The following is a 14,066-nucleotide window of genomic DNA, read 5'->3' as shown; positions in this document are numbered from 1 at the left end:
CAAACATGGGCGGTCCCCCCAGCGACCGGTTGCCAGCCCGTTGGATTGGCCCGATAATCCAACGTGTTGGATATTTCAACACCACATGATGCAAGGATGGAAAGGAGTTCGTATGCGATCTGCAAGCAAATGGATGATATTTTCCCTGATCTCGATGATGGTTTTTGCGGAACGGCCTTCGGTGCCGATTCGGTCAAGATTGGCCTGGTCGACTTCCAGCGTCTGGTTGACGATTCCAATGCGGGTAAATCCATCAAGGCTGAACTGAACGCCAAAGGCAAAAAGATGGAAGCCGAACTCAAGCAGAAGGGAAGCGAGATCGAGGCACTCAAGAAAACCCTCGAACGCGAAGCCATGGTGATGGACAAGGACATGCGCGAGCAAAAGGAACGCGATTTCCGGATCAAGATCGGTGATTTCAAAAGTCTGCAAAAAAAGTACGAGGGGGACCTTCAGGAACTGAAAAACAATTTGATGCGCGGGCTCCAGGAACAGACGCTTCAAATTATCGATGATATTGGGAAATCAGGCGGCTACCTGATGATCCTGGACAAACGTAGCGTCATCTATTCCCGGTCCAATATCGATATTACCGACGAAGTCATCAAACGGCATGATGCATTGAAAGGAAAAAAGGGCAAATAAGGTGGCATTCGACTATACACTCGCGCAAATTGCCGGCAGGATCGCCAGCGACCTGGCCGGCGATGGGCAAAAGCACATTACCGGGGTGGCACCTTTTGATGAGGCCGGGCCGGACCAGATCACGTTTGCCACCGGCAGCAAATACCTTAACCGGATTTCAGCCGTCCAGGCGGGCGCGGTTATCGTGCCGCGGACATGCAAGCCGGTGCCGGGCATCAATCTGCTCCTTGCGGACAATCCCCAGTTTGCATTCACCCAGGTGGTGGCCATGTACCATCCAACGGTCCCGCCGGCGCCTGGAATCAGCGACCGGGCACAGATCGGCAAAGATGTCCACCTCGGCGAGGCGGTCCATATCGGTGCGTTTGTCACCATCGGCGAGGGCACGACCATCGGCAATCGTTGCGTCATTCACGATGGCGTCTATATCGGCCCGGATGTCCGGATCGGCAACGAGGTGACCCTTTTTCCCCATGTGACCATCATGCATGGCTGCCGCATCGGCCATCGCGTCACCATCCACCCGGGAACCGTCATCGGCAGCGATGGGTTCGGCTTCGTCCCCGATGGCGGGCACTACCACAAGATCCCCCAGATGGGCATCGTGCAGATCGATGACGACGTGGAATTGGGGGCCGGCAACACCATCGATCGGGCGACCTTCGGCCGAACGTGGATCCAGCGAGGGGTCAAGACGGACAACCTGGTTCATATCGCCCATAATGTGGTCATCGGTGAAGACAGCGTGGTTGTCGCCCAGGTCGGCATTGCCGGCAGCACGCAAATCGGTCATCATGCCATTCTGGCCGGACAGGCCGGGATTTCCGGGCATTTGACCCTTGGCAACCATGTCACCGTGGGGCCGATGACGGGTGTCGGCAAACCCATCGCCGACGGCGAAGTGGTCTCCTCCGGCCTGCCGTCAATGCCACACCGCACCTGGCTTCGCGTTCAGCGGATCGTCCCGGCGTTGCCGGACATGAAAAAACAGATCAGCGAGCTGGAAAAGAAAATCGCTGCCCTCGAAAAAATCATCGCGAACACTTGACCCAGCGGAGGCCTATTCATGGATACGGTATTTGATATCAACTCGATCATGCAGAACCTGCCGCACCGTTTTCCCTTTTTGCTGGTGGACCGGGTGATCGAATTCGTCAAGAATGAACGCATCGTCGCCCTTAAAAATGTCACCATCAACGAGCCCTTCTTCCAAGGGCATTTCCCCGACACGCCGATCATGCCCGGTGTTCTGATTGTCGAGGCCATGGGACAGGCCGGCGGCGTTCTCGTCACCCAGTCCCATCCGCCGGAAAACCAGGGCAAGCTGATCCTGTTCATGGGATTCGACAAAGTCCGCTTCCGGAAACCGGTCGTTCCGGGGGATCAACTGATCCTTGAACTGGAAATGCTCAAACTCAGATCAAAAGTCGTCAAGATGGCCGGGGTCGCCAAAGTCGATGAAAAAATTGTCGCCGAAGCCCAACTGATGGCCGCGTATGGAGATTAACATGATTCACCCCTCTGCAATTGTCAGTCCCACCGCCAAAATTGGAAACGAGGTGGAGATTGGCGCTTACTCGATCATTGGTGACCATGTCACCATCGGCGACGGAACCTGGATCGGCGCCCATGTGGTGATCGACCCCTTCGTCACCATTGGCCCCGGATGCCGGATTTTTCAGTTTGCCGCCATCGGCGCCATTCCCCAGGATCTCAAATTCGGGGGAGAAGAGAGCTATGTAAAAATCGGGGCCAACGTGACCGTCCGTGAGTTCGTCACCATTCATCGGGGGACCGAACCCGGCGGCGGTGTCACCGAAGTCGGCGACAAATCCTTCCTGATGGCGTATACGCACATCGCCCACGATTGCCATGTGGGAAAAATGGTCGTCATGGCCAACAACTCCACCCTGGCGGGCCACATCACCATCGGTGACTTCGCCTCGGTTGGCGGCCTGGTGGCCATCCACCAGTTCGTCCGGGTTGGTGACTATGCGTTTGTCGGCGGCAAGTCCGCCGTCGTTAAAGACGTTCCCCCATATGTGATCGCGGCCGGCGACCGCGCGGTCCTGCACGGTCTGAATCGCGTCGGTCTCAAACGCCATGGTTTCTCCGAACAGGCCCTGGCGGCATTGAAGAAAACCTATCGCATTCTGTTTCGCTACGGGTTGACGCTCAACGAAGCCATTTCCCGGGTTCGGGCCGAAGTGGAACTCGTGCCGGAGGTCGAAAATTTCATCAGCTTCATCAAGGCCTCCGAAAGGGGGATTACCCGATAATGCGTCCCCGGACGGTAATTTTCTCATGACCGAAAAAATCGGGCTCATCGCCGGTAGTGGCCAGTTTCCACTTCTGTTTTCACGGATTGCCACAAAGCAAGATTTTCGCGTGTTCACGGCAGCCTATGTCAACGAGGCAGATCCGGAATTGGCGGCGCTATCGGAAAAGATCGAGTGGTTGCACCTGGGCCAGGTCAAACGGCTGATTCGCTTCTTCAAACAAAACGATATCCGTCGGGCGGTGATGCTGGGCGCCGTGCGGAAAACCCGCCTGTTTTCCGACGTAAAGCCGGATATGAAGGCCATTGCGATCATTGCGGGCATGCGCCACACCCATGATGATGCGATTATGCGCGCTTTTGCCGACGCCTGGAGGGTGAAGGCATCACCATTGCGCCATCGACCTTCCTGCTCCCCGAGCTGTTGGCCACAAAAGGGGTGTGGACCCGACGCAAACCGACCCGGGCGGAACGGCGGGATATTGAATTGGGGTTTACCGTGGCCAGGGAGATCGGTCGTTTGGATATCGGACAAAGCGTTGTCGTGGGGGGCGGCAGTATTCTGGCGGTCGAAGCCATCGACGGGACCGACGCCACCATCGAACGCGGCGGCCGCTTGGGTCGGGGTCAGGCCGTGCTGGTCAAAGTCTGCAAGCCCAATCAAGATTTTCGCTTCGACGTGCCCTCGGTGGGCATACGCACGGTTGAAACCATGATTCAGGCGGATGTCCGCGTACTGGCCATCGAAGCTGAAAAAACCGTCGTTTTCGATCGTGCGGAAATGATTCAAAGCGCCGATGCCAATAACATCACCATCGTCTGTGAATAAAAGAAAGAATTATAGGATTTAATGAAACCGATGGATTCGAAACTGCGTATCGGTGTCGTGGGGGTCGGTTATCTGGGAAAGTTCCACGCCCAGAAATACCATCATATGCCCGATGTGGAGCTGGTCGGCGTGGTTGACCCGGATACGGCACAAGGCCAAGCCGTGGCACGCGACAATGCCACCCTTCATTTTCAGGATCATCAGGCCCTTTTCGGGAAAGTCGATGCCGTCAGTATCGCCGCACCGACGCCGGACCACTATCGGATCGCCCGGGACTTCCTCGATCAGGGTGTGGATGTCCTCATCGAAAAGCCCATCACCAGCCGGCTTGAAGACGCGGACGATCTGATTCGCATCGCCCAGGCCAAGAACCGAATTGTTCAGGTGGGCCACCTGGAACGCTTCAACCCGGTGGCGGTCGCCCTTCGGGGAAAAATCGTTCAACCCCGCTTCATCGAATCCCATCGCCTGAGTATTTTCCAGGGACGCTGCACCGATGTCAGCGTGGTGTTGGATCTGATGATCCACGACATCGATCTGATCCTGCACCTGGTCCGGTCGGAGATCAAATCGGTCCATGCGGCAGGGATTCCCGTCATTTCCGGCAATATCGACATTGCCAATGCCCGCCTGGAATTTGTCAACGGTGCCGTCGCCAATGTGACCGCCAGTCGGATTTCGGCGAAAAATGAACGCAAGTTCCGGTTGTTTCAGAAAAACGCCTACATATCCATCGATTTCGCCAATCATCAGATCACCCATGTCCATCCCGACGAGAGCCAGTCCGGCGGACTGATTCCGGGAATGGGCATCGAGGTGCTGACCGTTGACAAGGGCGATGCCCTGGACGATGAGTTGAAAGCCTTCGTTCATGCGGTGCGGCATCGCCATCAACCGCTGGTGACCGCCCAAATGGGACGTGATGCCCTGGCTATCGCGCTTTCGATCATGAACCAGATCCAGGAAACCAATCAGCACGTTGCCTGTTGATATCCCCATGAAAATGTCTTCAAAACGCATCATGATCATCGCCGGCGAGGCTTCCGGAGACATGCATGGCGCCAAGCTGGCGGAATCCTTGAAAAGATACGACCGCCAGGTGTTTCTGTGCGGTATCGGCGGCAGTGCCATGCGTGCCGAGGGGGTTGAGTTGCTGCTGGATGCCAATACCCTTTCGGTCGTCGGCATTACGGAGGTCTTGACCAAGCTGCCGGCGATCCGGCAGGCCATGCAGCGGGTGAAAAACGCCCTATCACGCCTCAGGCCCCACCTTTTGATTCTGATCGATTACCCGGATTTCAACTTTCGGGTTGCGGCCATCGCCAAACGGCAAAACATCCCGGTGCTCTATTACATCAGCCCCCAAATCTGGGCCTGGCGTCAGAATCGGGTAAAGACGATCAAACGCCTGGTGGATCACATGGCCGTCATCCTGCCGTTTGAACTCCCCTTTTACCTCAAACATCGTGTCCCCGTTACCTTTGTCGGTCACCCCCTGTTGGATCGAATTCAACCGCAGGCGGCGGACATGACCCGGTTATCCACGCCATCACCGACGACCATCGGTCTTTTGCCGGGATCAAGGGAAAAAGAGGTCACGACGCTCCTCCCGGTGATGATCGCCGCCGCCAAGAAAATTCGGCAGGATTGTCCCACGACCCGGTTCTTGGTGTCTTGCGCGGATTCCATCGATGCGAAACTGATCGATGACACCGTCAACCGGATAGCAGAACCACTCGATATCAAGGTGGTCAAGGGCCCGGCAAGCACCCTGTTCAAACAAAGCCAACTCCTTGTCGCCGCCTCGGGCACGGTCACGTTGGAAGCGGCCCTTCATGGCATTCCCCTGGTCATCATCTACAAAGTCTCCCCCTTAAGCTACTGGCTGGGCAGACGACTGATCAAAGTCAAACATATCGGCATCGTCAACCTGATCGCCCAAAAGTCGTTGCTTCCCGAATTGATCCAGGCAGACGCCTCCCCTGCTGAAATCGCCGCCACCGTTTCAGGAATGCTGAACAACCCCAAGCGATTGAATCAAATCAGGGCGGAACTGCTGCGCGTCAGAAACGTGTTAGGGGGGCCTGGCGCATCCGACCGCGTGGCCCGGATTGCCTTTAACCTGATAAAAAAAGAAAACATCCCGGATGTGCATCCATCCGGGATGTTTAAGGACGCCTTGGCGTTTATTTCCCATCCGCGATTAACGTTTGTCCTCATGCCGGCCCCGAATGGGACTGGACACATGAAAAACGGCGCATAGGCCGCCGGCCGTCAATAGCAGCAGAATCATGAAGGTCGCTGCCGTTGATGGCATGGACGCCGGCCAGGCGGCGTCCTGGGCACTGACGGTGATAAAACAACCACCACCGCCGCCACCCCCACCACCGCCCGAAGATGCGCTGGTGCTGGATGTGGAAACGGCGTCGGAGGACGTGGAATCCACCGTGCCGATGCCCGAGGGATCAACAATAATGCCGTTGGCAACGCCGTCCTCATCCCCGATCCCCCCATCGACCAGCGTCAAGGTAACGCTCTTTCGATTTTTCGCGAATACCGCATGTTCATAGACTTGCCATCCGCTGTCGGCAGCGTATTTGAAAAGCCGCGCATTTTTTGCGACTTGACGCGAGAAGTAGATCGTTACCGTCGCCGAGGAACCGACCTCGTCAAGGTAAAGCTTGAAGCCGATCAGGCCAAAGCCCATGGTCACCGACTGATCGGAAACGGTTGCCGAAGACAGCGATTTCACGGAAAACAGCACGATATTGTCGGATTCGGCCTTGATGCCGAGCGTGGTTTGACCGTCCACAGAATTGAACAGTCTGAATCTATTTTCCAGGGTATCATCGATCCCGTTCTGATCCAGATCGAGACCGCCACCGACCTCCTGGTCGTCCGGGATTCCATTGGTATCGACATCGTCCATATTCTCGGCGGTAATGAACATCGAGACCGCCGACCAATCGGATTGCCCGTTGCGATCGTCGATAAACCGCACCCGCCAGTAATAGACCGTATCATACTCAAGGACCATCTCTCCCACCGTAGGTGGTCAGCTGCGTCGTGCTCGTCTCATCCAGAACCAATTCGGAAAAGTCGGCTTCCGCACTGATCTGCCATTGGGATTGATAATGTTCGTCGCTATCCGGATCAAAGTAAGCCCCGGAAACCAATACTGGCGTGAGTCCGACGAATTCCTCTGGGGAGGCTTCTTCGATCAGCGGGGCATCGGGCACCGTGTTGGTGGAAGATGCCGAGGGATCGGTTTGGGCCTGGAATTCGGCCAGGTTGCTGACCCCATCTCCGTCGGCGTCCAACAGGCTGTCATCCTCAAGCGGATTCAGGCCATAGATCGATTCCCAATCATCGGTCATGCCGTCATTGTCGTCATCGTCGTCTTGATTATCGCCGATCCCATCGCCATCATGGTCAGCCCATTCCGTCGGGTCATTGGGATACAGATCCAATACGTCAGGCACATGGTCGCCATCGGCATCCGTACTGCTGGATTTTGACACGTTCACCGTCGTGGTTGCGGTGGAAATGTCACCGTCATCGTCACGCACCGTCAACCGGAAGGTCAAGGCGTCGCCATCGCTTTCGACGACAGGTGCGGTAAAGGTCGCCTGAGATTGTGAAGCGCCGCTTAAAGTGACGTTGGTTCCAGCGGTTTGGACCCATTGATAACTGAGGATGACGCCATCGGCATCGCTTGAAGCGGACCCGTCCAAGGTCACCGCATCTCCCTCGTAGACATTCTGAACAGATCCGGCAACAGCCGTCGGTGCCTGATTGAGGGTTGTTCCCGCAGGCGTATAGGAGACTTCTTCCGAGTCGGCGCTTTCAAGCGCACCTTGGTAAGCCCGAACGACGAAATAATACGTGGTCCCTTCAACGAGCCCGATCAACGTGCAGGTCGTCGTCTCACCCTCCCAAAGCGGCGTCTGGTAATTGTAGGCTTGGCCCGCTTCGCGCGCAAAAACACGGTACCCCTCGGGGGGCGGATTGTTTGCGTCCCATTGAAGGGTAACATTCGCCCCTAGGGCTGTTGTCGTGGTGATGAAAAGGAGTGTGAAGGTGATGAAATAGATCCGGACAAAGCAATGGGGAAAAAATTTCATTTTCGCATCTCTCCGTTGAAAAGCCGTGCGATCATCAGCAGATTCAGAGGATGCTGTGTCCGCTCGGCAGCCCTGCCGCCATCTCCAGATCACTGGACTTAGGCCGTTGGCTTTGCGTCACATCCTTTCGGATGTTTTGCCCTTTTCGAGCATGGGGTTACTGAAAACCTGTTTACGTGAAGGGTATCTTCATGAATTATGCCATGCTGGGCACCAGCGAAGAAAGAACCCAACTACCGGATAAAATATCGTTTTTCCCGGGTTAGGCTCAGCTGTGGATGAGGGGCGCGCGTTTAGCGGGCCGGGAATGTTCAACATCGCATACATGAGACAGGTGGGATGTATATGATTTCATACCACCCACAAACATTCATTGCGGTGGTTGGGACGGTTTGAAATAGAGGCAAAATCGGCTGCCGACACCCGGTTTGCTTTGAACATCCACATGGCAGTCATATGTCTCTAAAATGCGGTAGACAATGGAAAGCCCCAAGCCGGTACCATTGGGTTTGGTGGTATAAAACGGATTGAAAATCGTATCCAGCGTTGTTTCATCCATCCCACAGCCATTGTCGGCGACTTCGACCAGGATGCGCTCATTTTTCATTTTCTGTACAGTAACCGAGATGTGTCCCTGCTGGACGATGGCTTCGGCACTGTTCAACAACAGGTTCCATATCACTTGGTGAAGCTGCAAGGGATCGATATCGATGCGGGGAGCCTCGGCAAGCGCGTTGAAGTCGATCTTGATGCGTTGACCGACTGAACTGTCTTTCTCGAACAGGGTTATGATCTCGGCCAGGGCCTGGGTCAAATCAACGGCTTGGGTGCGTCCGGCAGAAGGTCGTGCGAAGGTGAGAAAGTTGTTGACCAGGCTGCCAAGGCGATCGGTTTCCCTTAGGACAATCTGCATCAGGCGCATATTGTCTCGATCGGCGCTCAGTTCGCTTTTCAAAATCTGGATCGCCCCCGACAGGGAGGCAGGGGGTTCTTGATTTCATGGGCCAGTCCCGCAGCCATCTCACCAATTTGTGCCAGATTCTGAACCCGCAGGAGATGGGCTTCCATGGCGACGAGTTCCGCCTTTGAACGCCGCTCCTGGTCGGAGAGATAACCGCTGAGCAATGCCACCGAAAAACAGGCGACGACCATGATGGCGCATTTTTGAACCAACTGTAGACCGGTCAGGGTGCCGCTGCCCCCGCCACCCGGGCCGAACGGATTGAGGGTTCCATTGAATTCCAAAATCAACAATGCGGTAAATAGCGCACTGCATAAACCGGCGACGCAAAGCGTGCCGCGCTTGAAGACAAACACGCTGGAATAGACCACCACCAGAAGATAGAGAAAGGTGAAGACACTGGTGGAACCGCCGGTCACATAGATGATCAAATCGATGCAAAGGGCATCAAGGCAAATCTGGGCATAGGCGAATAATCGCTGGTGCCTCTGAACCATCGGCGAGACAATGGCATAGATGGCCGACAAAAAAGGATGACCCCCGATACCCCATAGAGTAATACGACGGACGTCGCCGTGAAGTTCAGGCGATGGGCCAGCTGATAGGTAAGCGTTGACCCGGCCAGCATCAAGGCAAAGAGAAAACGCAAAGACATCAACCAGTTGAGTTTATGGTCGAGCGCCTCTTGGCCAATCTGGGGATTTGTCGCGCGTTCAGCCAATCGCCGGTAGCGGTCCTAAAGATTTCCGGCCATCTTGAAAACGGGTAGATACATGGCGATGACCAAGCCACCGATCACCACCCCTAGAAAAACCAGCATGAAGGGTTCAATCAACGAGGTTAAATTCTCGACAGCCTGGTCAACTTCCTCTTCATAGAAATCAGCGATCTTCTGCAACATGGAATCCAAGGCACCGGTCGACTCGCCGACGGAAATCATCTGGCACACCATTGCCGGGAAAACGCCACTTTCGGCCAGGGGATCAGCCATGGTACGACCTTCTGCAATACCGGTTCTCACCGTGTAGATCGCCCGTTCAATCGTTTTGTTGCCGGCGGTCTTGGCAACGATATCCAAGGCTTCGAGAATGGCCACGCCACTGGAAAGCATGGTTCCCATGGTCCGGGTAAATTTGGCGACCGCCACCTTACGGATCAAAAGACCGAAGACCGGAAATTTAAGTATGGCCGCATCGACAAAACGCCTGCCTTTCTCGGTGCGATAATATCTTTTAAATGCAAAAATAAAGAGGATCACCGCAATGATGAGCCAATGGATCTTGGCCTTCACGAATTCACTCATAGCAATGACGATGAGTGTTGGCCCGGGCAGGGTCCCACCCATATCGGAAAACATCTCCTGGAAGACGGGGATGACGAACACCAGGATGACCGCCACGACGAGAACGGCGATGATCAGGGTGACGATGGGGTAGGTCATGGCCCCCTTGACCTGACCTTTCAACTTGGCCGCCTTCTCCATGTATGCGGAAAGCCGCCTCAGAATCGTATCCAGAATACCACCGGCTTCACCGGCGGCTACCATGTTCACAAACAGATCATCGAACTGGCGTGGATATTTTTTCAGGGAGTCGGCCAGGGTGGAGCCACTTTCCACCTGTTCCTTGATGCTCTTGAGCATTTTTTTGAAAGTCGCATTCTCCTGTTGGGCATGCAAGATGTCCATGCACTGAATAATCGGCAAACCCGCATCGATCATGGTGGAAAACTGGCGACAGAAAAGAATGACATCCTTCTGGGTGACCTTGGGCTGTAGAAAGGCGACATTTTCGAAGAGGTCTTTGGGCTTTTTCTTAATTTTGGTTGGCGTTATTCGAAGGCGGTTGAGATTCGCGCGGACAACATCGTCGCTGGCCGCCTCCATCTCACCCTTCTGAACGATATTGTTCCGGTTCTTGCCTTCCCACAGGTAAATCGGCATAAAAACCCCCTATGTCAATTATTGCTCAGTTGTCGCAACGTTATGTTTTATCAGATACGATCCGGTTGGCATCGCCGTGGCATCATGGATGAACGCCTTTCTGCAATTTCGGCCTTTCTGGGAATTTCTGAAATATTTTTAGATGGGTTCGCGGCAATCCACCGTCGTATTAACGAAAAGAATCGTGACCGCATCTTGAAACGCCATTTTTTGGCGCCTGCCCTTTCCATTGATCATGAACCGGGTCATCATCCTAAAAAGATGGTGCGTTCGAATTGCTGGGTTGAAACGTTAATTCACGTCAATGATCATCATATTGAAGGCAGGTGTCTCGGAATCCACGATGCGAACAAAGCTCTTTTTTGCTATCATAAACCGTCAAAAACAACAATAACTTTATTAATATCGGGGCATTGGTGAGCCTTCGAATGGACGGTGGGATTTAGCCGAGATAACGAGATCAGCTTGCGAAAATAACTTCAAACGCGTAATATCCATTTGCTTTTCAGCGCCATCCGATAGGAATGCATGCCAATCTGGGTTGGAAGCACAGAAAGTCATGAGGCCATGATCAACGACCGTACAACGCTTGCCCCGCCATTGACCATCATCACCAGTCATGTGAACGCCGATTTCGATGCCATGGCGTCGATGCTCGCCGCCCAGAAGCTGTACCCGGATGCCAAGGTTGTCTTTCCAGGCTCTCAGGAAAAAACCTGCGGAATTTCTTTATCCAATCGATGGTGTATCTCTTCAATATCGTCGAGTTGAGTAAAATCGACTTTTCCGCGGTTCGCCGTCTTGTCCTGGTGGACACGCGAAGGCGTAACCGAATCGGTGACATCGGTCAGGTTCTGGACAATCCGGGCCTGGAAATTCATATCTACGACCATCACCCGAAAAACGATGATGATATTCCGGCGCACAAGGAACACCACATGCTGACCGGTGCCACGATCACCATCCTGTCCGCCATTTTACGGGAAAAGGAGATTTCCATCAGCCCGGAAGAGGCGACGATCATGTGCCTGGGAATTTACGAGGACACCGGCTCGTTTTCCTTCCCTTCGACGACGGAGCACGATTTCAAGGCAGCCGCCTATTTTCTGTCCAAAGGCGCCAACCTCAATGTCATTTCCAGCATGATCACCCGGGAATTCAATCCCGAGCAGATCGGCCTTCTGAATGATATGATCCAGACCGCCCGGCATTTCACCATCAACGGCGTCGACATTGTGCTGACCAGCGTCATCACCGACAACTATTTTGCGGATTTCTCGTTCCTGGTCCAGAAAATGGCCAAAATGGAGAATATCGACGCGCTCTTCGCCCTGGGACTCATGGAGAACAAGGTCTATGTGGTCGCCAGAAGCCGCACAGCGGATGTGGATGTCGGCGATATCCTGGATCACCTTGGCGGCGGCGGCCACCCATCTGCGGCCGCGGCCACCATCAAGGGCAAGACCATCGCCCAGGCGGAACAGATGCTCATCGAAACCCTATACGCAAAAATCAATCCCCGGCGACTGGCCCGCCATCTGATGTCCGCCCCGGCGATCATGGCGGTGCGCGAAACCACCTGCCTGGACGCCAAGAAACTCCTCAACCGATACAACATCAATGCGTTATTGGTTGGCGCCAGTGATCCCGCGGGAGATGCATTCAGTGGATACATCACACGCCAGGTCATCGAGAAAGCGCTGTTTCATGATCTGGGCGACATACCGATCGCCGAATATATGAGCACGGAAATTTGCGATGTTCACCCAGACGCCGATATTGTGGAGATCCAGGACAAAATCATCGGCAACAAACAACGCATCCTGCCCGTCGTGGAAAACGGCAGGGTACTGGGGGTCATCACCCGCACCGATCTTCTCAACACACTGGTTCAGAAAAACCGCTTGTCCAACCATGAGCTTCCGGGGGTAGATGATCCACCAAGCGGCAAACGCCAACGCATGGTACTGAATTTCATGCGCGAACGGCTCGCCAAACCGATTCTGCAAACGCTCAATCAATTGGGAGAAACAGCCACCCAGTTGGGCTATAACGCATTCGTGGTCGGTGGTTTTGTGCGTGACATGTTCCTGTACCGCAAAAACGAAGATATCGATGTGGTTGTCGAAGGCAATGGCATCACTTTCGCCAAGACCTTTGCACGGGAATACGGGGCACGAACCCACACCCATCATAAGTTCGGCACCGCCGTGATCATTTTCCCGGATGGTTTCAAGATCGACGTGGCCTCGGCGCGCATGGAATACTACCAATTCCCGGCGTCCCTTCCGGTGGTCGAAATGAGTTCCATCAAAATGGACATGTTCCGCCGGGATTTTACCATCAACACTCTGGCGGTACAACTCAACCCGAACAAATTCGGTCGCTTGATCGACTTTTTCAACGGACAGAAGGATATCAAGGACAAGGTTCTGCGCGTTCTGCACAACTTGAGTTTCGTGGAGGATCCCACGCGCGTGTTCCGGGCCTTGCGCTTCGAACAGCGTTTCGGCTTCACCATCGGCAAACTGACCTCCAGTCTGATTGACAATGCCGTCAAAATGGATTTTTTTAAACGCCTGTCCGGCAAGCGCGTCTATACGGAACTCGTCCTGATCCTCAAGGAAGAAAATCCCGTACCGACCATCATGCGCCTTTTGGACTATGCGTTATTGAAGGTCATTCACCCGAAGCTCAAAATCGAGAATGACCTGAAACGCCTGTTGGATAGCGCTAAAAAGGTTGTCGATTGGCACGATCTTCTTTTTATCGATGAACCCTATGAGCGCTGGACGGTCTATTTCATGGTGTTGATCCGTCATTGCGGCCTGGCCATGACCCGGGAAATCTGCCGCCACCTGACCATTGCGCCACGTCACGCAAAACTGTTTGCCGACACCCGCGTGGGGGTGGAAAAATGTCTCATTTCACTGGAACGCCGCAAGCACATGAACAACGCGGAAATCTTCAACCGGCTCAAAATATTCAAAACCGAAGTGATTCTTTACATGATGGCCTGCAGTCATTCGGAAACCGCCAAAAAACGGATTTCACTCTACCAGACCCAGTTGCGCAATATTTCCGTTGGCATCTCCGGCAAGGATCTGTTGGCATTGGGCCTGCAACCGGGGCCCTTGTTCAGCCAGACGCTCCAAAGGGTCCTGGAAGCGAAACTCAACGGTAAGGTCAAAACCCTGGAGGATGAATTCGCTTTCGTCAGAAAACAGCTTCCGGGCACAATCTAAGGACAAAGGCGCTGTCAGAACGCGACCCCATTCGATCACCCC

15 protein-coding genes, 1 pseudogene and 1 riboswitch are annotated in these 14,066 nt (G+C 54.3%); of the genes and pseudogenes, 11 read left to right on the top strand and 5 right to left on the bottom strand.

Features of this window, described 5'->3' with window-relative positions:
- Nucleotides 1-129 precede the first annotated feature (129 nt).
- The 8 genes and pseudogenes from JCM12296_RS08475 to lpxB all read left to right on the top strand — a co-directional run bounded on the left by JCM12296_RS08475 (nucleotide 130) and on the right by lpxB (nucleotide 6,015).
- Complete coding sequence (locus tag JCM12296_RS08475; protein ID WP_054691520.1) at nucleotides 130-645, top strand: OmpH/Skp family outer membrane protein; 516 nt, start codon at nucleotides 130-132, stop codon at nucleotides 643-645.
- Between the two features lies 1 nt (nucleotide 646).
- Nucleotides 647-1,693: a UDP-3-O-(3-hydroxymyristoyl)glucosamine N-acyltransferase gene (lpxD, locus tag JCM12296_RS08470; protein WP_054691518.1), complete on the top strand. Its 1,047-nt coding sequence runs from the start codon at nucleotides 647-649 to the stop codon at nucleotides 1,691-1,693.
- 18 nt (nucleotides 1,694-1,711) lie between these two features.
- Nucleotides 1,712-2,152: a 3-hydroxyacyl-ACP dehydratase FabZ gene (gene fabZ / locus JCM12296_RS08465; RefSeq protein ID WP_054691516.1), complete on the top strand. Its 441-nt coding sequence runs from the start codon at nucleotides 1,712-1,714 to the stop codon at nucleotides 2,150-2,152.
- 1 nt (nucleotide 2,153) lies between these two features.
- Entirely contained in the window at nucleotides 2,154-2,924 is a 771-nt protein-coding gene (gene lpxA, locus JCM12296_RS08460) for an acyl-ACP--UDP-N-acetylglucosamine O-acyltransferase (protein WP_054691513.1), read from the top strand.
- Between the two features lie 25 nt (nucleotides 2,925-2,949).
- Nucleotides 2,950-3,234, top strand: a pseudogene (locus JCM12296_RS43820) (DUF1009 domain-containing protein); the annotation flags it as partial.
- A 113-nt stretch (nucleotides 3,235-3,347) separates the two neighbouring features.
- Complete coding sequence (locus JCM12296_RS43815; RefSeq protein ID WP_246804073.1) at nucleotides 3,348-3,752, top strand: LpxI family protein; 405 nt, start codon at nucleotides 3,348-3,350, stop codon at nucleotides 3,750-3,752.
- Between the two features lie 30 nt (nucleotides 3,753-3,782).
- A complete protein-coding gene (locus JCM12296_RS08450; protein ID WP_157067472.1) occupies nucleotides 3,783-4,742 on the top strand; it encodes a Gfo/Idh/MocA family protein in 960 nt (319 codons plus the stop codon).
- A 7-nt stretch (nucleotides 4,743-4,749) separates the two neighbouring features.
- Nucleotides 4,750-6,015: a lipid-A-disaccharide synthase gene (gene lpxB / locus JCM12296_RS08445; RefSeq protein WP_054691509.1), complete on the top strand. Its 1,266-nt coding sequence runs from the start codon at nucleotides 4,750-4,752 to the stop codon at nucleotides 6,013-6,015.
- Here the strand turns inward: lpxB and JCM12296_RS08440 are convergent.
- The 5 genes from JCM12296_RS08440 to JCM12296_RS08420 all read right to left on the bottom strand — a co-directional run bounded on the left by JCM12296_RS08440 (nucleotide 5,956) and on the right by JCM12296_RS08420 (nucleotide 10,779).
- On the bottom strand, nucleotides 5,956-6,789 hold the full coding sequence (locus JCM12296_RS08440; RefSeq protein ID WP_054691507.1) for a choice-of-anchor U domain-containing protein: 834 nt from the start codon (nucleotides 6,787-6,789) through the stop codon (nucleotides 5,956-5,958). The genes lpxB and JCM12296_RS08440 overlap by 60 nt on opposite strands.
- Nucleotides 6,779-7,876, bottom strand: coding sequence for a fibronectin type III domain-containing protein (locus JCM12296_RS08435; protein ID WP_054691505.1), 1,098 nt, complete (start codon nucleotides 7,874-7,876; stop codon nucleotides 6,779-6,781). The genes JCM12296_RS08440 and JCM12296_RS08435 overlap by 11 nt, the downstream gene beginning before the upstream one ends.
- A gap of 62 nt (nucleotides 7,877-7,938) precedes the next feature.
- A riboswitch (cyclic di-GMP riboswitch) is annotated at nucleotides 7,939-8,027 on the bottom strand.
- Nucleotides 8,028-8,246: 219 nt separating this feature from the next.
- The gene (locus JCM12296_RS08430; RefSeq protein ID WP_054691504.1) at nucleotides 8,247-8,831 is read right to left on the bottom strand and encodes a sensor histidine kinase; all 585 of its coding nucleotides are present in this window, start codon (nucleotides 8,829-8,831) and stop codon (nucleotides 8,247-8,249) included.
- The gene (locus JCM12296_RS08425) at nucleotides 8,828-9,364 is read right to left on the bottom strand and encodes a sensor histidine kinase (protein ID WP_054691502.1); all 537 of its coding nucleotides are present in this window, start codon (nucleotides 9,362-9,364) and stop codon (nucleotides 8,828-8,830) included. Before JCM12296_RS08425 ends, JCM12296_RS08430 begins: the two co-directional genes overlap by 4 nt.
- 209 nt (nucleotides 9,365-9,573) lie before the next feature.
- Nucleotides 9,574-10,779 (bottom strand): type II secretion system F family protein, encoded by a 1,206-nt coding sequence (locus JCM12296_RS08420; protein ID WP_054691500.1) that lies wholly within the window; start codon nucleotides 10,777-10,779, stop codon nucleotides 9,574-9,576.
- 84 nt (nucleotides 10,780-10,863) lie between these two features.
- Here JCM12296_RS08420 and JCM12296_RS38005 point away from each other — a divergent pair, with 84 nt between their 5' ends.
- From JCM12296_RS38005 to JCM12296_RS08415, 3 genes are all read left to right on the top strand, one after another.
- The gene (locus tag JCM12296_RS38005; RefSeq protein ID WP_157067471.1) at nucleotides 10,864-11,199 is read left to right on the top strand and encodes a hypothetical protein; all 336 of its coding nucleotides are present in this window, start codon (nucleotides 10,864-10,866) and stop codon (nucleotides 11,197-11,199) included.
- 108 nt (nucleotides 11,200-11,307) lie between these two features.
- Entirely contained in the window at nucleotides 11,308-11,550 is a 243-nt protein-coding gene (locus JCM12296_RS43810) for a DHH family phosphoesterase (RefSeq protein ID WP_246804072.1), read from the top strand.
- Nucleotides 11,520-14,024 carry a CBS domain-containing protein gene (locus JCM12296_RS08415; protein WP_246804071.1) on the top strand — a complete coding sequence of 835 codons (2,505 nt, stop codon included), beginning with the start codon at nucleotides 11,520-11,522 and terminating at the stop codon, nucleotides 14,022-14,024. The genes JCM12296_RS43810 and JCM12296_RS08415 overlap by 31 nt, the downstream gene beginning before the upstream one ends.
- Nucleotides 14,025-14,066 lie beyond the last annotated feature (42 nt).

The organism is Desulfosarcina cetonica JCM 12296, assembly GCF_001311845.1.
Classification (GTDB): domain Bacteria; phylum Desulfobacterota; class Desulfobacteria; order Desulfobacterales; family Desulfosarcinaceae; genus Desulfosarcina; species Desulfosarcina cetonica.
Note: the sequence above shows the minus strand (reverse complement) of the source record. Positions and strands in the feature narration are given on the sequence as shown.